The sequence below is a fragment of the Bacillus sp. z60-11 genome (assembly GCF_046464135.1).
GTDB lineage: Bacteria > Bacillota > Bacilli > Bacillales > Bacillaceae > Bacillus > Bacillus sonorensis_A.
Window position 1 is genome coordinate 136,511 of the sequence record NZ_JBIYSN010000004.1, and the last position, 17,985, is coordinate 154,495.

The window sequence follows — 17,985 nt, forward strand, 5'->3', positions numbered from 1 at the left end:
AGGATTCAATAGAGATGGTAAAACCGTTGTTCGAGGAAACTAAAACGGTTTCGGCAACATATATGTTTTTAAGCAGCATTTCGGCAAAGGAAAAAGCGGCCCGTCTGAACGCTCCGCTGAAAGGGATTTTGAAAGAGCTGAACGAGTTTGACAAGAAGCTAAAAAGTGAGATTGAAGGGCAAAAAGGCATGATCATTACGAAAATCAAAGAAGAACTGGATCACAAAAGCGAAAACCGCAAAACGGTCATCACCCGCATGAAACAAGATAATGAGCAGTTTGCCGGCAGCTATCATGACATCATTGAAAATCTGCGGAAACAAAGCGTGACACTCCACTATAAAAAGAATAAGCCCCTGGATTAAAAAGATGGCCCCTGCAATCAGAGGGCATCTTTTTTCAACAAAACGGCCATTTCCTCTCATCCGACTAAAATTGACGGACGTTCCGGATTTACCTATACTTGAAGAACTGAAACAACAAGGAAAACGGGTGAACATGTCATGGAATTTGAAATTCGCTATATTTCTTTTTACGTCATCCAGGTCGACGGCAAGGATGAGCAGGCCAACAAGCAATATAAACATTTTCAGACGCTGGATACAGAGGAATTTGAAAACAGTGAGCTGAAGGATTTCTTAGACGGGGAATTGAAAAAAATCGTCAAGCGGAAAGCCGAACGCCATCCGAAGTCAGAACAGGTGCCGACGAAAATCGGCCGCTTCATCACAGAGCCGGGGCATGAGCTCGACTCCAATCCAAACTATAATCTGTTTCACAAGACAAAGCTGGCCGAGACAAAGGAAGAATTCAATGAACTGAGCGAACAGTTCGTCCGCACATACCTCGATACGAGCGCCGTCAGGGGAGGCGTTTTTTTAGTGGCGACAGCCGTACCGCGCAAATACTTCGATGATACATTTGTCTTTGTCATGAAGTGCGATTTTGAACCGAAGGTCGCTTCGATCGCCGATGAATCGTCGTTGATTCGCAAGGTCGAAATGGCGATCACGACGAAAAACATGAAATCGATTCAGTATCCGCACATGCCTGAAGAGGGGATGACAGAGGAAAGCGAAGTGAAAATTCACCAGGCCTCACACGCCCGCTACTTTGAGGATTTCCTAAAGTTCGTTGAGTACGGTGAGTCGATGCCGGAAATCATGAAATCGCAAGTGATGAACATGGTGCAGGAGCACGTGTATGAAGCGTTTGAAGACAAAAGTGAAGAGCTCCAGCAGTTTGAACACGACCTCGAAATCTGGGAAGCGAGCGAGAAGCGGGAGATTCAGGAACGCCTTGACACCCATCAGGTGATCGAAGCTTCCGCTCAAATCGTTGAGCACATGCCTGAAGCAGAACTGAAAATGAAATTGGGAGAAACCGAGATTAAAGGATTGCTGGCCGAATTCGGAGACTCGATCCATCTCGCCAAAGTAAACGGCCGCTATGTGGCGCTGATTGAAGCGGAGACGATTTCCTTTGAAAAGGGGAGCTCGCCGGTGGAGTTTTATAAGCCTGAAGGGCTGCACGAGGTGATTGAACGGATAAGGAATAAGAGCGGCGGAGAGGATTGAGAATAAGGGTCGCTCATGTTGAACAGCCCAGAAGTAGAAGGGCTTTCCTTCATTACGGATTGTGATACTACCATTTTTTAGTTGTTGAATGTAAACGATACTGTTAAAATAAACCTAATCTTACAGGAACGGAGGGATTTCCTTATGGCATACATTCGATTCCGATTTTCGCTAACTAAATAGTGAACAAAGTCTCTGCCTGTGTGCGGGGAAAATCGGAATTGGTCTGCCTTTTTAGGGAACCCTCATCAACATATACAAGGGAAGAGGCGCGATTCGGCGCCTCTTTTTTCTGTGAATGGAAAACACTTTGTCATCTCTTTTTCCGTTTCTTATCAACACAGGCAGACGACCTGTGTTTTTTTATGAAAAAATAAAGGGGAAATCATAGATGACAAATGTTAACAGAAAAATTGAACACATGTTGAGCTTGGCGGAGAAACATGGACTCCGCCTGAAACGGCAACATGCCGAACTGAATGAGTCGGGCATGGATTTTCAAGTCGCTTTTGCCAATGATGAAGATGGTGTCAGGTGGGTGCTGAGAAGACCGAGGCGTGAAGATGTCATCAAAAGGGCAGCCGATGAAGGCAAGGTTTTGCAGCTGTTAAAGAGCCATCTCCCTGTCGATGTTCCGGATTGGCGGATTCATACAGCGGAGTTGATCGCGTATCCGAAGCTTGCCGGTATTCCGGCGGCGGTCATTGATATGGAGATCAAGAATTATGCATGGAATATGAATCACCAGCCGCCGTCTGAAGCGTTTGTGAGGTCATTGGCGAAAACGCTCTCTATCCTGCATGGCATCGATCATCAGACCGCAGCGGCACGGGGCATACAAGTGTTAAGCCCGGATGACGTAAGGCAAACAAAAGGCGAACAGATGGAGCGGATCAAAAAAGAGCTGGGTGTCAGCCGCGAGCTTTGGGAGCGATGGCAAAGGTGGCTTTCCGATGATTCGTATTGGCCCAGTCATACCGCGATGATCCACGGCGACCTGCATCCGCCTCATGTATTGATTGACGATCATGACCAAGTCACGGGCCTTTTGGATTGGACGGAGGCTAAAGCAGCTGATCCGGCTAAAGATTTCCTTCTCTATCAGACGATTTTGGGAGAAACGGAAACGGACCGGCTTATCGCGTATTATGAGGAAGAAGGCGGCCGCGTCTGGCCGCGGATGAAAGAGCACATTACGGAAATGCAGGCCGCCTGCGGAATCGACATCGGCCTGTTCGCACTTGTGACAAAGGAAAAAGAGCACATGGATATGGCGATGGAGGCGTTAGGGATAAAGTAATTAAAGTCAAAAGCTCCCCTTAAGATTTTCTTAAGGGGGAGCTTTTAATGTCGATTGATGAAGAAACGGTCAAAATGGAATTTGGAGTGATCAATCCCAGTGGTACCTTCATCTCACAATGTATATACATAGTATAGTCGTAATATGCTCAATTTGTGCTTGCTGTAAACCAGCCAAACGCAAAAAAGGCTATCGATCTAATCGATAGCCTTTTCATGTTCATGGATATTATAAAAACACCTTTTCAATCAAATCAAAAAAAGCGGTTTTCTCTTCTTTTGGCAGCTTGTCAAACATCTTGTCTATCAGCGCCTGGCGGTTTTCCACCATTTGCGCGGCGATCCGTTTTCCCTCTTGTGACAGCTCGAGCCAGACGGTGCGGCGGTCTTCGTTATTTCTCGACCTGATGACAAGTCCGTCTTTTTCCAAATGATTCAGAGCGGTCGTAGTCGCCGAGGGAGACAGTGAAACGTCCTGCAAAATGTCCTTTACCGTACATGTTTGGCGTCTGTAGATGATGCGCAAAATAAACCCTTTAACACTGGTGATGTTTTTGGGGATCGTTTCTTCGTCTATTTTCTTTGAATAACGCAAATACTTCGTCAATGCATGGTCCAATAGATTGGCTTCTATCCTATGGTGCTTCATAAAGGTTTCCTCTTTTCCGGCATCATGTGAAAGGAGATTTCTGAACTAATCATACATAGGTCAATTTTATCATAAGGACGGCCGGCAAAAAACTTTTGCAGCTTTAAAAATTAATTATCTTCATTATCAATTCATAAACATAACAATTCCAATATGAAATAGTTTTACAATGGATATTTTTTGTTTTAGAATGAATTTGTGCGTCACAAAATCTCACCAAGATTTGTGAGAAACAATGAAAATTTGGAGATGAAAATGTTGGGTACACTTCAGCAATTAATCAATCATCATATGGAATCTTCTGATGAGTTGGAGGCATTGTCAGGGGGAGGACGAACGTTTACGTTTCAGGAATATCATCAACGCGTTAACCAACTGGCACACTATCTGCTGGAGGAGGGTGTTCAAAAAGGAGATCATATCGCGATTTTATGTAAAAATAATCACCACTTCCCGGTTATTTTGCTGGCGGCATTAAAAATCGGTGCGACTGCCGTTCCTTTAAGCTGGCAATTGACACCTTATGAATTAAAGGGAATCCTGGATAGCTGCCGGCCTAGGGCCATGTTTTATGACATGGAGTTCGCCGATACATTGTCGCCTCTTCAGAAGGAGCTTCAGTTCTGCCTGATGATCGAAGCAGGGGCGGGAATGAACACGACCGAACAGTTTGAACGTCTTTTTAAAGACCGGCCGTCACGGGTAGAGGCGGCGCAGGTGACTGAACATGATTTGGCTTTAATGCTGTTTACGTCAGGCACGACAGGGAATCCGAAAGGCTGCATGGTCAACCACGGCAGTCTGGCTGCTTATTTGAACGATATCAGTGCGAAAGGAAAGCGGCTGAAAGGAACCCGCTTTTTGGCAAGCCATCCGCTATATCATATGAGTTCGCTGAATCATGTTTTGCAGGCCGCGTTTGACGGTGCGGCGCTGTATTTCTTATGGGACCCTGAACCGTTTGAAATCCTGCAGGAGATCGAGAAAAAACGCATCCATATGATGATGGCGTTTCCTTCCGTTTATACGTACATGCTCGAGGAAATGAAACGGCACCGGTTTGATCTGTCATCCATCATGATGCTTGCTTCCGGCGGTACAAAAGTGCCTGTGCGCTTGATTAAGGAATACAAAGATTTTGGAATTCAAATGGTGCAAGGCTATGGAAGTACAGAGGCATGGACGGTCAGTGTGTGGAGGCCGGAGATGGGCTGGGATAAAGCCAATTCAGCCGGCCAGCCGATTCCAAATGTCATAGTGAAAATCAAAGATCCGGACACACAGGAAGATCTTCCAACAGGTGAAGTCGGAGAGGTCGTCATCAAGAGCCCTTATGTGTTTGAAGGGTATTACCAAAACGCGGCCGCTACCCAAAGAGTGCTGAAAGATGGATGGTTTTACATGGGAGATTCAGGTTTTCTTGATGAAGACGGGTTTTTATTTATTACCGGTCGCTATAAAGATGTCATTGTTTACGGCGGTGACAATATATACCCGGATCAAGTCGAAGAGATCATCGACCAGGTGCCGGGTGTCATCGAGTCGGCTGTGATCGGTGTTCCCGATGAGATGTACGGAGAGGTTCCGCGGGCATATGTCGTCAAAAACGACAACTCTGACCTGCGGGAGGAAGACATTATCGCCTATTGCAAAGAACGTCTCTCAGACTATAAAATTCCTGAAGTCGTCTTTACGGATAGCCTTCCGAAAAACAGACTCGGCAAAATTGTCAAAACAGAATTGCGGAAAAAGGCTGTTAAAGGGCAGTGAGCCATTCAAAAGTGCATCCAGACACGCTGGATGCGCTTTTTTTTGTAACGTTTTCCAGCGCCAAACACACTACAACATTAGGGGGTGAAAATGGAAATGAAATTAAACTGGAAAACGGCAGCTGTGTGGATCGCGCTTTTTTTAATAGCCGGCTGCGGAGGTGCGAAGAATACCGGGCCGGCGCCTGTTCCCAAACAGCAGTCAGCGCCGGGTGCAGAACCATCATTTGCCGCAGCTGAACAGCAATTTGCTTTCGAGCTGTTTCGCGAATTGGTGAAGCAAGAAGGGTTGTCACATAACATCTTCCTCTCTCCGTACAGTGTGCAGCAGGCGTTGGTCATAACCGCCAACGGCGCCGCGGAAGACAGCCGAAAAGAGCTGCTGGATGCTTTGCATCTTAAGCGGATGAGGATGACATCGATCAACAAAGCGTCCCGTTCTGTGAAACAATTCTTCCATACGCTGGAGCACGGCGAGCTTTCCGTAGCAAACTCGATATGGTCCAGGCCTGATGTGAAGAAAAGTTTTGCAGATACCATTAAAGGGCTCGGACATGCTTACCAGCTTGACCGGGATTTACAGAAGGCGGCGGACAACATCAACGACTGGACGGCAAAGGAGACGAAAGGACGGATTGAAAAAATCGTCGACCGCGTCTCTCCTGACACACTCGCCTTGATTATCAATGCCGTTTATTTTAAAGAAAGCTGGAAACAGCCATTTGACAGCAATCTGACGGTTCCTCAGAAGTTTTATTCATCGGACGGCTCTTCAACAAAACATCCTATGATGATGCAGACAAACCGCCTTCCATATCTGGAAAACAAGGATTTCCAAGCCGTTAAGCTTCCCTATCAAGACGAACACTTGGCTTTTGTCGTGATCCTTCCGAAGAAAACGAAAACTCTTCAGTCACTGCTTCCTGTGATGACGTATGAGCATTGGCGGGACTGGCAAAAGGAGTGGGAATTGAAGCAGGTTGAGCTCAAACTGCCGAGGTTCTCTTTTGCTACAGAATATGTTTTAAACAAGCCTCTCAAAAATATGGGAATGCAAACGGTGTTTCATCATGCCGACTTTTCAAATCTGTTTGCGGAAAAAACGGGAGGTTTCATCAGTGAAGTCAAGCACAACACGTTTATTCAAGTGGATGAGAAGGGCACTGAAGCCGGGGCGGCCACGAAAGTCGAGATTGTTGAATCGGCCGCGGTTCCGGATGTGGCAATGACGGTCGACCGTCCGTTTTATTTTGCGGTAACGGATGAGAAAACCGGGATGCTTCACTTTTTAGGCAGCATCGCCAAGCCGACGGAAAAGTGAAATTGTTAAAATTGAGTATCGCTTCTATTATTTTCTTTAAAATGACATTTAATTGCCGATATAAGGAAAGGGAGTTCCTTTTTGGTGATGAATGAAAGGGAGGCAAGACAAATGAAAAAATGTTTATGTTTTTTGATGTTCGGTCTTTTGTTGTTAGCGGTGCCGACGTTTTCAGCCTCAGCGAGCGTATACGAAGATGAGTACGAACCGAATAATTCAGCAGCTTCCGCGCATGATATCGGATTGTGGAAATATAAGACGATTTCCGCTACGATTCATAGTCCCGAAGATCAAGATTTTTATAAGTTTTATGCAACAAAAGGGGAACAGCTTGCCATTCACCTTAAGAACATCCCTGCAGGTACAGACTACGACCTTGCTTTATTTAAAGACACCTACGGCTATCCTGAAATTGACGCTTCTGAAAGAACGGGAACCCAAAATGAAATCATTCGTTTTGATGTTCCTGAAACGGGAAAGTATATCGCCGCCGTCAAATCGAAAAACGGCACATATGATGGATGGGGATTTTACAGGCTTGAATTTATAGACAGAATGAAAAGCGGCACATATACGGCCAGACTATCTCCAGCCGCAATATCCAGCCCTGGAAAAGGGGCCGTTTCGCCAACGGCTGTCGTAAACTTGGCAAATGTCTCAGCCATCCCTGACGGAGCGGTCGTCAAGAGCGTATCGGCAGAAGGAACGATTTCCCCGAGTCTTGGCAACACCTTTAGAGAAGTGATGAACAAGGAAGAAGGCATCTGGCATACGACCGTCTCTGGTGGAACATTGTTCCCGGACATTAAATTGGAAAACGGACTGCCTGTCAAAACGACATGGAATGCCAGATATTATTCGCTTGCATGGAGCAGTTCTACTTGGAGATCGCCGGAGCTAAAGATCAACTACCAATATGACCAAACATACGGCTGGTAAAAAATAATTGAAAGGAGCTCCCATGAATATTCGAGATACGGTAAAACTTACGCTCTTTACAGAAAAGCTGAAGGATTCACTTTCATATAAACAGCAGTCAAACACAAAAAGGTCTGAGTCCGAAGCCGTTGCTAAAAAGGATACGCTGACCATCAGCAAACAGGCTGAAGAAGCGCAAAAAAACGGACAATCGGGAAAACCGCGAATGAATGGTGCACAGTTTGCCATTTATTCTCTCTATGTAGACAGACAGCGCCTCAGCAGCACGATCGAAGAAACTCTCAGCGAAAACGGTATCACCCTTGCGGAAAATGAAAGCATCCAAATTCATATTGATGAAAAAAATAACATTACAGTTGAAGGGACTCTTGACGATCAGAAAAGAGTGCAAATCGAAAAGGCGCTGAATGGCGTAGAACAGCTGGGAGCGCGGCTGTTAAGCCATTCGGATTATGTCGATGAACAGAATGGAAAGCCGGTAGACAAAGCCGCTTACGAAAAATGGCATGTCAATGAGTTTTTAAAAACGATGGCCGGGCTGACGCTGTCGGATGTCAGCTTGAATGAAGCGGGTGACATCATCGGCGGAAATGAGAAGCTTGAAAAAGTCATGCAAGCGGCCGCAAACCCGAAAAGCGATTTGGACAGAAGCTGCCGAAGCATGCTGAAAAAACTGAAGAATGTATTGGCAAAAGGTCCGGACACCATCCCCGACAGATCCGCTACTTTTGGCTATTCCGGCGGAACGCTCATGGATCTGAATGTTTCAAAAGGATTTTCCACCGGAGAGCTTGAAGAATGGCTGGATGATCCGCTGTTAAGAAAGGCCATCCTGAATGGCTGATCTGATATATAACGAGCCTTTTGAGCCTGAAGAATGGGCTTGGAAAATTGGCAGTGACACATATTTGCTGAAAAAACACCGGCAAATTGACTGTGAATATAGTGAAGAAGACCATGAAGGGTTCTTTGAGTATGATTACGATTTTATGACTCTTTCTTGTTTTGATGAAAAAGGGACCGAGCTATTTACCGCCAGAACATATTGCGATGAGGATGAGATGCACTTCCTTTCCCGTCCGAACGGCAGCCTTAAGGACAATGAACGTCAAGTGATAGAGAAAATTAAAAAAAAGTTTCATGTTATAGATATAAGATATTAAGCAGGCCGAAGGGCTTGCTTTTTTTAAGGCGAAAAAATTTAAATTTTCGCATTGACTCTCACGTTGCGTGATACTTTATAGTCAATAACAAAGGGAGGTCAAATTCATGAAAATGAAAGTGAAAGAAGTTGCTGACTTAGTCGGCATCAGTGTGCGCACATTGCATCATTATGATGAAATCGGACTTTTGAATCCGTCGGAGACAACTGAATCGGGCTATCGGCTGTATTCAGATGACGATCTGGAAAAGCTGCAGCAGATTTTGTTTTTTAGAGAGCTCGACTTCCCTTTAAAAAAGATTAAAAACATTCTCGAAAGTCCTTCTTTTGACCGCAATGAAGCGCTCCAGATGCACCGCAAAATGCTTTTGGAGAAACGCAGACGGCTGGATCAAATGATTGACACCATCGACAAAACGATACAATTTGCGAAAGGAGAAATTGAAATGACGAATGAAGAAAGGTTTGCAGGCTTCGATTTCAGCCAAAACCCATATGAAGAGGAAGCGCGTGAACGCTGGGGAGATGAAGCCATCGACAAAACGAAGGCCCATATTGAGGCTATGTCCGAAGACGAACGAAAAGCAATGGAGCAGCAATATGATGCCATTTACAGAAAAATCGCCGCCCTTCGAAATGGTGCGCCTGATTCAGAAGAGGCGCAGGCGGCCATTCAAGAATGGTATGATTTTTTAAACCAAAATTCCGGTCATCACTTTTCGCTTGAGACTTTCAAATGCATCGGGCAAATGTATGTCGATGATGAACGCTTCACAAAAAATATCGATCAGTACGGAACCGGTTTGGCGAAGTTTATGTGCGACGCCATGGCGGTTTTTGCGGACCGGAATAAGCAATGATAAATGGGGCTGTCCCAAAAGGTCATGACCATGACCTCTTGGGGCAGGCTTTTTAATTTTACAGAACTTTAAGACGGGGAGATGCTTTTTCGCGTAACCAAAAGGCTGTTTTTCGATAGAATACCGATTGAATTCAAATGCTGTATTCTCACGTTTTGTTAATTGGTCCCTTCATTCAGCCTCATAATATATTGTTTTGGAGTAAGAAAATGCTCTCGGCATTTGAGAGCGTTATGGTAAAATATTCTTTGTACACAAAAGCTAAGTGCTCACTTGAGGGAGTTCTTGCTCATCCCCATTTGAAAGGGGGTGATGCATATGACAACATTCGAAACAATCTCTTTAATGATTGCTTTCGGCATGTTAATTGCCGTGTTGTCTAAGAAAGAAAAATAGACACTCCCTTAAGCCTTGGCAAGTGAAAGGGATAGTGTCTGTGTTAGAGCTATCTGAGCAAGCCCCTTGATGGGCCGCTTGTGTGCAACGACTCGACTGTTGGCGCAGTCGGGTCTTTTTTATTTTATGCATTTCTTAAAGAAGAAATACATTTTACATGCAGCAATCATACTGTGTTTGTTCCTAAGAAAGAAGAATGGGGCTTAATGAAAATATGTTATTCCATATATTTATATTACTAATTCGTGCCTGTGAAAGCAACTCATAATGCATGATGGGTTCATTCAATTAATGAAATGCCTGACAAAAATAGTGAACGGCAGCTTCTCTTCCCATGTTTGAGCTCGTCATTTTGACGGAGTCAGTATTCACGTCAAATAATGTGCACTGTTTATTGATCATTTTTATGGTAACGCTGATTGACACAAGCCCATTTTCAAAGTAATATATTTTTATAATTCATGAACGGTCAAACGATATTGAAGAAGAGTAAGTACGTGTCAGTTCCGGGGTTTTAGAGAGTCGGCGGCTGGTGAGAGCCGATACCCCCCTGATGCCGAATGGGCTTCTGAATCGCTTCGCTGAAATGCCAGTAGGCGCTGCCGGGATGTTCTCCCTGTTATCAAGAGAAGAATATCGAAAGGGTAAATCCTTTCCGTATTTTTGTGAGCGAATCGTTAATGCGATTCATAAAGGTGGTACCGCGAGACCCTCGTCCTTTTGTGACGGGGGTTTTTTGCATGTTAAGGAGGTGGTGGCCATGTCAATTTTCAGTCGGAATGGAGGTGGACCAAATGGTGATTGCAGCAGACGACCTGGAAACCCCTTGCCCGCATTGCGAAGGGAGCGGCGAGGAAGACCGGCTCCCGTGCCCGAAATGCTCGGGTAAAGGCGTTATTCTGACCGCGCAGGGTAATACATTGCTTCATTTTATTAAAAAGCATATCGATGAGTAAGGGTGGTTGTAAGTCGTTGAGAAGAGCTGAGATAAGCATAGCTGAGAAGAAAAACGATGTGCAAGGCGGCATTCAGTCCGCTTTCGGTATATGTTTTATGGTATTTGGGACGATGTGTTTTGCGTCCAAATCGATCTTTGTCAAATGGGCTTATGAACAAGGCGCAACACCGGATGCCGTTTTATTGTATAGGCAACTGATCGCCGCACCCATGTTTTGGCTGATATTTATAGTCTATCGGGCAAGGTTTGCGGCCAGACCGAAAAAAACAGAGGTCATAAAGGCCTGCACTGTAGGCCTGCTCTGTTTTTTTCTGTCACCGCTGTTTGATTTCATCGGTCTTCATGATGTGTCTGCAATTGTTGAACGGATGCTGGTGATGAGCTACCCGATCTTTGTGTTGATCCTGTCGGCTTTATTGAACAAACAGATGATGCCGATCCGCGACTTTGCCGCGGTCTTACTGGTGATTGGCGGGCTGTTTTTAGCCGTGGGCGGCTGGGATGCACAATTGGTTGAAGCGAACATGACGGGAGCGGTTTTGATTATCCTGTCGGCTATTTTTTATGCCGTTTATTTGGTTGTATCAGGACAGCTTGTCCACAAAATAGGGGCTGTGCGAATGAATGCTTACGGTATGTCGGCGGCAAGCCTGGCGATGGCCGGATATGCGGGGATTCGGGCAGCTGAAGGTGAGCCGGTCAACCTTGTTGCTTATCCCCCTGCAATGTACGGCTTATTTATCATGATTGCGGTTGTAACGACGGTCATACCGTTTGTCTTCATGCTTGAAGGCATCAAGCGGATCGGAGCGGAACGGGGAGCCTTCATATCAATGGCCGGCCCCGTCCTGACCATTTTTTTCGGCGTCTTGTTTTTGCACGAACATTTAAGCTTGATCCAGTGGTTGGGCTGCTTTCTTGTGCTGTTGGTCATTAGTTTATTGGAATACCGAAAACAAAGGAGTTAATTTAGTCTTTCAAAACGTCTGCTTTGATCACATATGTTTTTGCCGCTAAGTCGGCCTGTTTCTTTTCCGAAAACAGGACTGCAAGGTAAAACAGAACCGAAATGAAATGCACCCATGCGGCGCAATAGCGGACGATAGCCTGCCACAACTTTAGCCGTCCGCCGCTATCGGCGGATACGATGGGAAGCCGGAAAACGGCTTTTCCAATCGTGCCTTGAAGCTTAGTTAACGGCATGAACAGCGGGCAGAACACATAGACGAGAACGGCTGTTGCCAAAACGCCGGGAGAGCCGCCTCCGAATATCAAATCCGAGGAGAGGTGCAAACCAACCGCAATCACACAATCGGTCACTAGCGCCCCTGCCCGGACCCAAACGTCTGCATATTGCAAAATGTATAACGTCCTTTCTGAATGAAGTTATAAATGAGTAACAAAGGGCATGAGCTATTTTATTTCTTCTCGTTTTGAATGGGTGATTCGCTTGTTTTTGATAAAAATTTACTATTTCGCTAAATCATGCTCATTTTTATTAACCGATTTCCCCTTCTCCAAAGATTTGATAAAATAAATAAGTTGTAGTATATGATACGGAGGTTTAAACGTGGGAAAAGTTAAGAGAAACGGGCCTTGTCCATGCGGAAGCGGGCTGAAATATAAAAAATGCTGCGGCAGCAAAGAGGCGGGATTTCCTTCTGTTGCTGTGCAGGAACTGAAACAAGTTCAGAAAGATGTCATGGAATTTGCTTTTACTGAACATAAAGAAACGATCGATCAATTTTTAAATGAATATACTTTTCTATCAGATTTGGAACAGTCTGCCCAAAAAATCTGCGTCTTCAATTTAGGGGTGTGGGGTGTATTTTCCCAGCCGCTTGCAGAAGGCGGATTGACGATTTTCGAAGATTACTTGCAGCGGAAAGGGGCGTCCATTCTCAGATCGCAGACAAAAGAAGCTGTTCAATCATGGAAAAAGATGTCCCCGGCTTTCATGCGGGTGAAGCATTTTACTGAAGCAGGGGTTCGTTTTGAGGATGCTGTTACACATGAAGAGGTCACCGTGAAGATGAATGTGAAGCGGGAAGGGCCTTTTGTAGGCGAGTATGTGCTCGGTTTTCCAATCAAGGTCGCGAGCCATACAGAATTTTTCCTGCAATTCACGATTTATCCGGCAAAAATGGCGGATGTTCTGCAAAGCAGGCTGAAGGAAGCTTTGGACCGCTTTACAGGAGAAGGCGGTGTGAAAGAACAATTGATGAGAGAAGATTTCCCTCATGTGTTAATGAAGCTTTGCCGACAAGACGACAATACGTCTCAATCCGCTTCTCAAGAGATGGAATGGGCCAATGATATGGAAAAAGAGACAGCGGGCGTCATCAGAAAGGGAATGCTTGAAGAAGGCCATTCGGAATCCTTTGTTTGCTGGGCGGTCGGTGTTTGGAAATCGTATTGCGACAAAAAGGCGCCGATCATCAAAAAAACCGAAGCATTTGCGGCGGCATTGGAGTACTTTGTCAATACAGTGTCCAAATCGGAAAAATCCGTCTCCCAAGCAAAGCTTGCGAAAAAATACGGTGTCAGCGCATCAACCGTATCGAATCGTTTTAAAGATATTGAATCTGTCTTGGAAGAAGAGCTTGATCAGCATCTTGAGCTGATGCCTTCTTAACATGACAAAAAAACCTTCTGATTGATTCCGGAAGGTTTTTTTAATAGTGTTCATACATGAACAAAATAAAACCGGCCGGATGGCCGGTTTTGTCTTAAGGTGTTATCTCAGAAGCTGCAGCACGCCCTGCGGCTGTTGGTTAGCCTGTGCAAGCATCGCTTGAGAAGCTTGAGTCAAGATGTTGTTTTTTGTATACTCCATCATTTCCTTCGCCATGTCTACGTCGCGGATGCGGGACTCGGCAGCCGTCAAGTTTTCAGAAGATGTATCAAGGTTGTTGATTGTGTGCTCAAGACGGTTTTGCACCGCACCAAGTTTGGCGCGTTCAGCGGATACGGTATCAACTGAACTTTTAATCGTCGTTAATGCTGCAGATGCTGAATCTTTGGAAGAAATATCGATTCCTTTTGTCACTCTGTCTCCGGCAGACAGCTTTTCATCAGCTTGTACAACGAGTTTTCCGCTAGCATCAGAATATCCTGATTTTTGTTCGACTGTGCTGCCGCCTTCAAGTGCGGAATCGGCTTGTACAACGAGTTTATCGCTAGTATCGTAGTATCCTGCCGGGTTCGTACCATCAGCGTCTTTCCAAGTTGCCGCATCAGTGCCGCCTGTTTGCAGTTTTGTTCCGTCAGCTGACACCGTATAAGTTTTTTCGTCTTTCCAAGTCAGCGTTTTGGTGTTGTCGCTAACGGCTGTCAATGTATCTGAGTCCGTAGCTTCGTAAAGCGTACCAACCTTTAATGTTTCGGCATCCATTTTATTAACGGAAAGGCTGATCGTTTGGCCTTCGTTAGCCCCGATTTGGAAAGTCAGATCTTTAGCTGATCCGTCGATCAGTTTTTTCGTGTTGAATTCGGTGTCGGTTGAAATTCTTGTGATTTCAGAAGCAAGCTGATCCATTTCTTTTTGCAGCTCGGCACGGTCAGTGTCCGTGTTTGTGTCGTTGACCGCTTGTGTTGCAAGCTCGTTCATCCGTTGAAGGATGCTGTGTGTTTCGTTCAATGCGCCTTCAGCTGTTTGGATTAAAGAAATGCCGTCTTGGGCGTTTCTAGAAGCCATGTCTAAGCCGCGGATTTGCGCGCGCATTTTTTCGGAAATCGCAAGTCCGGCAGCGTCGTCTCCGGCGCGGTTGATGCGAAGTCCTGAAGACAATTTCTCCATGTTTTTGCTGGCAGCGTTTGTGCCAGAAGTCAGTTGGCGGTGCGTGTTCAGCGCTGCAATGTTGTGGTTGATTCTCATTTTTCTTACCTCCGTGTGAGTTCTGTTTTGTCAAAAATCTCTTCGGCATCCTTGCCTTGTGAGATTTCCGTCCGGTGAACGAGAAACTCCTAGGAGCATTCATGTTATATAAGCCCTTTAAGTTGTTGAGGCCGTTTCAATTGCGGATCCGTTGTACATCAGTTTTTGCTCCTGGGTGAGCTCGTTGTTCACCTCTGACATTCCATATATCGGCATGAAATTAGAATTTTTAACATAAAAACAAATTTTTTGATGAAAAGATAAAATTTAGGAGTTTAGTAGGAGGTTAATTGAATTGACAAATAAATTGGAAATCAAAAAAGGGGGATCATATGACTTTTGCATCATTAAAATTATATCGCCATGACCTATATATGTCAAAAAATAACCATTATTCCCATCGTGTCTGAAAAATGTGAATTTATTAAGGATATTTAAAGGGTGAATGACTGAAAAATCGAGGTGGAATGAATCGACATTATATAAAAATAAAATTTGATAGATGTTTGTTTTAATTCGATTTCCAGATGCGGACAGAAGCAGTGGGAATTTTTTCTGACTGTTTCAACGTTCCTCAAGGAATCCTTCATTATTGTCGGCCTCCTTAAACGAGTTTCACCAATCAAATGTCCCCGCCAAGCGCTCCAAAATCATTGACAATTGTTAACTTCGGTTCTGCTGCACCCCAGACGGATGTATCCCGCTTCTTCTTCAGTAAGTCTTCTATGTTGTTTTTGAAGATGCTTCGAGTCTTTCTTTGATCAAGACAAAGCCGTCCAGCTTCAGGCCATTTGCATGTTTTTCCCGGTTCCAGCAAAGGAATGGACGATTCTGGAGTCCGGAAAGGTTTTCATTTTGATTAAATCTTGAGAAAGATATTTTAAGATATCGTAGCCAAACAAAAACAGGGAGAGGGTTATACGATGGATACGATTCTGCTGGAAACAAAGCAACTTCAGAAAAAGTTTGGAAGAGCTAAGGCTCTCTCAGATGTCTCACTGAAAGTCCATAAAAACAGCATTTACGGGCTTTTAGGACCTAATGGAGCCGGAAAGTCGACGACCTTAAAACTATTAACCGGAATTTTGAATCCGACCTCCGGGGAGATTCTTTTTGAGGGACGGAAATGGAAGAGGTCTTTTTTAAAAGAAATCGGCTCTTTAATAGAATCCCCGCCGCTTTACAGCAATCTGACAGCCTTTGAAAATGTTAAGGTCCATGCGACATTATTGGGTATTCCGGATGCGCGAATAAAGGAGGTGCTCAAAATCGTTGATCTTGAGCATACCGGGAAAAAAAGAGCGGGTCAGTTTTCGATGGGAATGAAGCAAAGGCTGGGAATCGCCATTGCTCTTTTGAATCATCCGACATTATTAATACTTGATGAGCCGACAAACGGACTTGATCCGATCGGCATCCAAGAGTTGAGAGAACTGATCAGGTCATTTCCCGAGCAGGGGATGACCGTTATATTGTCAAGCCACATTTTGTCGGAAGTAGAGCAGATCGCAGACCATATAGGAATTATCAGCAGCGGCTGCCTCGGATATCAAGGGAAGATCAATAAGGGGGACGATCTTGAGCGTCTCTTTATGGATGTTGTCAAATCAACACGCGGGGAAGAAGGCGGAGAAAGATGATCAGGCAATATGTAAAAGCGGAGAATTTGAAGTTTAAAAGAACCTTTTCGAGAAAAATGATTTTTCTTGTCCCTTTTATCAATATGTGCTGCGCCTTTTTCATGAACCTCGGATACTTTGTATCAGGTACATATAATTGGTGGTCTATCATTTTGATGCCGGTCCTGATTGCATTGCTGTGTGCATTGTCACATCAAAAGGAAAAGAAAGCGGCAAATTACAACGGGATTTTTTCGCTGCCGATTCAGTTGCATATGATGTGGTATGCAAAAACAGGGGTTATCGCTATCTATTCATTGGCGTCTCAAATGGTTTTCTTAGGCTTCATGTTTGTCATGCAGCTGATCATTCCTCAATTTGCAACTGTCAATTTAACGGTTATGACTGCGAGTCTGCTGCTTTGGATCACGACGTTATGGGAGATACCGCTCTGTTTATTCATCGCTCGAAAGTTCGGGTTTATAGCTGCTGTCATTTTGAATCTGCTGGCTAGCGTCATGTCCGTCATGATGTCGGCAGCAAGCGCTTTGTGGTGGCTGAACCCGTGGAGCTGGTCGATCAGGGTGATGTGCCCCGCGATTGGCATTCACCCAAACGGTTTGCCGCTTGAAACCGGTGATCCTTTGAAAAGCTGGTCGGTTGTTCCATTGGCGGTGGTGCTTTCTGTTCTTTTATGTGCTGTTTTGTTGATGTTGACCAGGCGGTCTTTTTCGCCTGCTGGCGATCGTGGAGCAATAAAACGGGAGGCGGTTTAAGGTGTTGTCATTTTTTAGATGTCTCCTTGCTGATATTAGAAAGAAAAAACGCACTTCCTTTATATGGATGCATGTCACGATTCCTTTTATATGCGCCGGTTTCTTTCTGCTTTATTTCTGCCACAGGGAGCATCAGCCGTATCAATTATATCGGGCGTATATTGAAGCGATTGCGGTTGCTCTGCCGCTGCTTATTGGGATTGTCTGCGGAATGACGGCTTCTTTGGAAGAGCAGGCAGGCAAATTTCAAGTGCTGTTAGGGCGTACATCACCCAAATTTGTGGCTTATGTCAGTAAAATGACGCTGCTGCTTTTCATGAACATCTGCGCCATTTACCTGGCTATCGGGCTGTATCTGTTGGGGTTGAGATTTCTTTTTCATGTGCCGAATCTCCCGTATTTTCTTTTTTTAGAGGGCGGGGCCTGGCTGGTCGCTGGAAGCGTTGCGCTCTATTTTATCTATTTTTTGATCAGTTGTACAATCGGAATGGGAGCTTCCGTTCTATTGGGAGGAGCGGGACTTTTGCTGACCGCTCTCATGAATACCGGGCTGGGTGATGCGATTTGGAAATATAATCCTTGGGCATGGGGGATTAGGCTGGCGGAATATAAAGGAATCGAGCAATTCAGCCAAGTCGAAGCTTCCTTCATCACTCTCCTGCATCAAGAAATAAACAGCGGAGCGTTGATTATGGCATTTGCTATAATAGCTTTATTCATTGTGAGCATCATCTGGTTTAGTCGCTGGGAGGGAAAAAAGGCTTATGAATAATGTGAAAAAGG

At 45.0% G+C, this 17,985-nt stretch carries 19 protein-coding genes and 1 other annotated feature; of the genes, 16 read left to right on the forward strand and 3 right to left on the reverse strand.

The genetic code is table 11. From position 1 onward, the window contains the following. Window positions 1-14 precede the first annotated feature (14 nt). The 3 genes from ACINLD_RS13045 (at window position 15) to ACINLD_RS13055 (ending at window position 2,877) form a co-directional block, all read left to right on the forward strand. Window positions 15-365, forward strand: a complete 351-nt coding sequence (locus ACINLD_RS13045) for a hypothetical protein (RefSeq protein ID WP_077735782.1) — start codon at window positions 15-17, stop codon at window positions 363-365. Window positions 366-503: 138 nt separating this feature from the next. Then, complete coding sequence (locus tag ACINLD_RS13050; RefSeq protein WP_077735781.1) at window positions 504-1,577, forward strand: DUF3900 domain-containing protein; 1,074 nt, start codon at window positions 504-506, stop codon at window positions 1,575-1,577. Window positions 1,578-1,968: 391 nt separating this feature from the next. After that, window positions 1,969-2,877 (forward strand): macrolide 2'-phosphotransferase, encoded by a 909-nt coding sequence (locus ACINLD_RS13055; RefSeq protein ID WP_077735780.1) that lies wholly within the window; start codon window positions 1,969-1,971, stop codon window positions 2,875-2,877. A gap of 228 nt (window positions 2,878-3,105) precedes the next feature. Here ACINLD_RS13055 and ACINLD_RS13060 read toward each other — a convergent pair whose 3' ends face one another. Next, window positions 3,106-3,525, reverse strand: a complete 420-nt coding sequence (locus ACINLD_RS13060) for a MarR family winged helix-turn-helix transcriptional regulator (RefSeq protein WP_026585745.1) — start codon at window positions 3,523-3,525, stop codon at window positions 3,106-3,108. Between the two features lie 258 nt (window positions 3,526-3,783). Here ACINLD_RS13060 and ACINLD_RS13065 point away from each other — a divergent pair, with 258 nt between their 5' ends. The 9 genes from ACINLD_RS13065 to ACINLD_RS13105 all read left to right on the forward strand — a co-directional run bounded on the left by ACINLD_RS13065 (window position 3,784) and on the right by ACINLD_RS13105 (window position 11,898). Next, window positions 3,784-5,295 (forward strand): class I adenylate-forming enzyme family protein, encoded by a 1,512-nt coding sequence (locus ACINLD_RS13065; RefSeq protein WP_256860233.1) that lies wholly within the window; start codon window positions 3,784-3,786, stop codon window positions 5,293-5,295. A gap of 90 nt (window positions 5,296-5,385) precedes the next feature. Beyond that, on the forward strand, window positions 5,386-6,615 hold the full coding sequence (locus ACINLD_RS13070; RefSeq protein ID WP_236251173.1) for a serpin family protein: 1,230 nt from the start codon (window positions 5,386-5,388) through the stop codon (window positions 6,613-6,615). 111 nt (window positions 6,616-6,726) lie between these two features. Then, the gene (locus tag ACINLD_RS13075) at window positions 6,727-7,554 is read left to right on the forward strand and encodes a PPC domain-containing protein (protein ID WP_026585748.1); all 828 of its coding nucleotides are present in this window, start codon (window positions 6,727-6,729) and stop codon (window positions 7,552-7,554) included. 22 nt (window positions 7,555-7,576) lie between these two features. Next, on the forward strand, window positions 7,577-8,398 hold the full coding sequence (locus ACINLD_RS13080; RefSeq protein WP_077735778.1) for a DUF4885 domain-containing protein: 822 nt from the start codon (window positions 7,577-7,579) through the stop codon (window positions 8,396-8,398). Beyond that, window positions 8,391-8,717, forward strand: a complete 327-nt coding sequence (locus tag ACINLD_RS13085; protein WP_077735777.1) for a hypothetical protein — start codon at window positions 8,391-8,393, stop codon at window positions 8,715-8,717. Before ACINLD_RS13080 ends, ACINLD_RS13085 begins: the two co-directional genes overlap by 8 nt. Before the next feature lie 106 nt (window positions 8,718-8,823). Next, window positions 8,824-9,576, forward strand: a complete 753-nt coding sequence (locus tag ACINLD_RS13090) for a MerR family transcriptional regulator (protein ID WP_026585751.1) — start codon at window positions 8,824-8,826, stop codon at window positions 9,574-9,576. Window positions 9,577-9,894: 318 nt separating this feature from the next. After that, entirely contained in the window at window positions 9,895-9,972 is a 78-nt protein-coding gene (locus ACINLD_RS13095) for a putative holin-like toxin (protein ID WP_003180750.1), read from the forward strand. A 470-nt stretch (window positions 9,973-10,442) separates the two neighbouring features. Next, window positions 10,443-10,695, forward strand: a binding site (T-box leader). A 71-nt stretch (window positions 10,696-10,766) separates the two neighbouring features. Further along, a complete protein-coding gene (locus ACINLD_RS13100) occupies window positions 10,767-10,928 on the forward strand; it encodes a tryptophan RNA-binding attenuator protein inhibitory protein (RefSeq protein WP_026585752.1) in 162 nt (53 codons plus the stop codon). A gap of 16 nt (window positions 10,929-10,944) precedes the next feature. After that, window positions 10,945-11,898: a DMT family transporter gene (locus ACINLD_RS13105; protein ID WP_026585753.1), complete on the forward strand. Its 954-nt coding sequence runs from the start codon at window positions 10,945-10,947 to the stop codon at window positions 11,896-11,898. Window position 11,899: 1 nt separating this feature from the next. Here ACINLD_RS13105 and ACINLD_RS13110 read toward each other — a convergent pair whose 3' ends face one another. Further along, the gene (locus tag ACINLD_RS13110; protein WP_077735776.1) at window positions 11,900-12,289 is read right to left on the reverse strand and encodes an RDD family protein; all 390 of its coding nucleotides are present in this window, start codon (window positions 12,287-12,289) and stop codon (window positions 11,900-11,902) included. A 211-nt stretch (window positions 12,290-12,500) separates the two neighbouring features. Here ACINLD_RS13110 and ACINLD_RS13115 point away from each other — a divergent pair, with 211 nt between their 5' ends. Next, complete coding sequence (locus tag ACINLD_RS13115; RefSeq protein WP_077735775.1) at window positions 12,501-13,565, forward strand: YecA family protein; 1,065 nt, start codon at window positions 12,501-12,503, stop codon at window positions 13,563-13,565. A gap of 102 nt (window positions 13,566-13,667) precedes the next feature. Here the strand turns inward: ACINLD_RS13115 and ACINLD_RS13120 are convergent, their stop codons facing one another. After that, the gene (locus ACINLD_RS13120) at window positions 13,668-14,807 is read right to left on the reverse strand and encodes a flagellin (RefSeq protein WP_410207031.1); all 1,140 of its coding nucleotides are present in this window, start codon (window positions 14,805-14,807) and stop codon (window positions 13,668-13,670) included. Window positions 14,808-15,730: 923 nt separating this feature from the next. On the opposite strand from ACINLD_RS13120, the gene ACINLD_RS13125 reads away from it, so the two are divergent. Genes ACINLD_RS13125 through ACINLD_RS13135 form a run of 3 tightly spaced genes read left to right on the forward strand, consistent with a single transcriptional unit; the run spans window position 15,731 to window position 17,974 of the window. Then, window positions 15,731-16,447: a lantibiotic protection ABC transporter ATP-binding protein gene (locus tag ACINLD_RS13125; RefSeq protein WP_026585758.1), complete on the forward strand. Its 717-nt coding sequence runs from the start codon at window positions 15,731-15,733 to the stop codon at window positions 16,445-16,447. Next, a complete protein-coding gene (locus ACINLD_RS13130; RefSeq protein ID WP_035427835.1) occupies window positions 16,444-17,202 on the forward strand; it encodes a lantibiotic immunity ABC transporter MutE/EpiE family permease subunit in 759 nt (252 codons plus the stop codon). Before ACINLD_RS13125 ends, ACINLD_RS13130 begins: the two co-directional genes overlap by 4 nt. A 1-nt stretch (window position 17,203) precedes the next feature. Then, window positions 17,204-17,974, forward strand: coding sequence for a lantibiotic immunity ABC transporter MutG family permease subunit (locus ACINLD_RS13135; RefSeq protein ID WP_277692383.1), 771 nt, complete (start codon window positions 17,204-17,206; stop codon window positions 17,972-17,974). The last annotated feature ends 11 nt before the right edge of the window (window positions 17,975-17,985 follow it).

What these genes read in the sequence shown, in the direction of transcription:
- ACINLD_RS13045 (WP_077735782.1), top strand. Translation starts at nt 15, where the DNA reads ATGGTAAAACCGTTGTTCGAGGAAACTAAAACGGTTTCGGCAACATAT.
- ACINLD_RS13050 (WP_077735781.1), top strand. Translation starts at nt 504, where the DNA reads ATGGAATTTGAAATTCGCTATATTTCTTTTTACGTCATCCAGGTCGAC.
- ACINLD_RS13055 (WP_077735780.1), top strand. Translation starts at nt 1,969, where the DNA reads ATGACAAATGTTAACAGAAAAATTGAACACATGTTGAGCTTGGCGGAG.
- ACINLD_RS13060 (WP_026585745.1), bottom strand. Translation starts at nt 3,525, where the DNA reads ATGAAGCACCATAGGATAGAAGCCAATCTATTGGACCATGCATTGACG.
- ACINLD_RS13070 (WP_236251173.1), top strand. Translation starts at nt 5,386, where the DNA reads ATGGAAATGAAATTAAACTGGAAAACGGCAGCTGTGTGGATCGCGCTT.
- ACINLD_RS13075 (WP_026585748.1), top strand. Translation starts at nt 6,727, where the DNA reads ATGAAAAAATGTTTATGTTTTTTGATGTTCGGTCTTTTGTTGTTAGCG.
- ACINLD_RS13080 (WP_077735778.1), top strand. Translation starts at nt 7,577, where the DNA reads ATGAATATTCGAGATACGGTAAAACTTACGCTCTTTACAGAAAAGCTG.
- ACINLD_RS13085 (WP_077735777.1), top strand. Translation starts at nt 8,391, where the DNA reads ATGGCTGATCTGATATATAACGAGCCTTTTGAGCCTGAAGAATGGGCT.
- ACINLD_RS13090 (WP_026585751.1), top strand. Translation starts at nt 8,824, where the DNA reads ATGAAAATGAAAGTGAAAGAAGTTGCTGACTTAGTCGGCATCAGTGTG.
- ACINLD_RS13095 (WP_003180750.1), top strand. Translation starts at nt 9,895, where the DNA reads ATGACAACATTCGAAACAATCTCTTTAATGATTGCTTTCGGCATGTTA.
- ACINLD_RS13100 (WP_026585752.1), top strand. Translation starts at nt 10,767, where the DNA reads ATGGTGATTGCAGCAGACGACCTGGAAACCCCTTGCCCGCATTGCGAA.
- ACINLD_RS13120 (WP_410207031.1), bottom strand. Translation starts at nt 14,807, where the DNA reads ATGAGAATCAACCACAACATTGCAGCGCTGAACACGCACCGCCAACTG.
- ACINLD_RS13125 (WP_026585758.1), top strand. Translation starts at nt 15,731, where the DNA reads ATGGATACGATTCTGCTGGAAACAAAGCAACTTCAGAAAAAGTTTGGA.
- ACINLD_RS13130 (WP_035427835.1), top strand. Translation starts at nt 16,444, where the DNA reads ATGATCAGGCAATATGTAAAAGCGGAGAATTTGAAGTTTAAAAGAACC.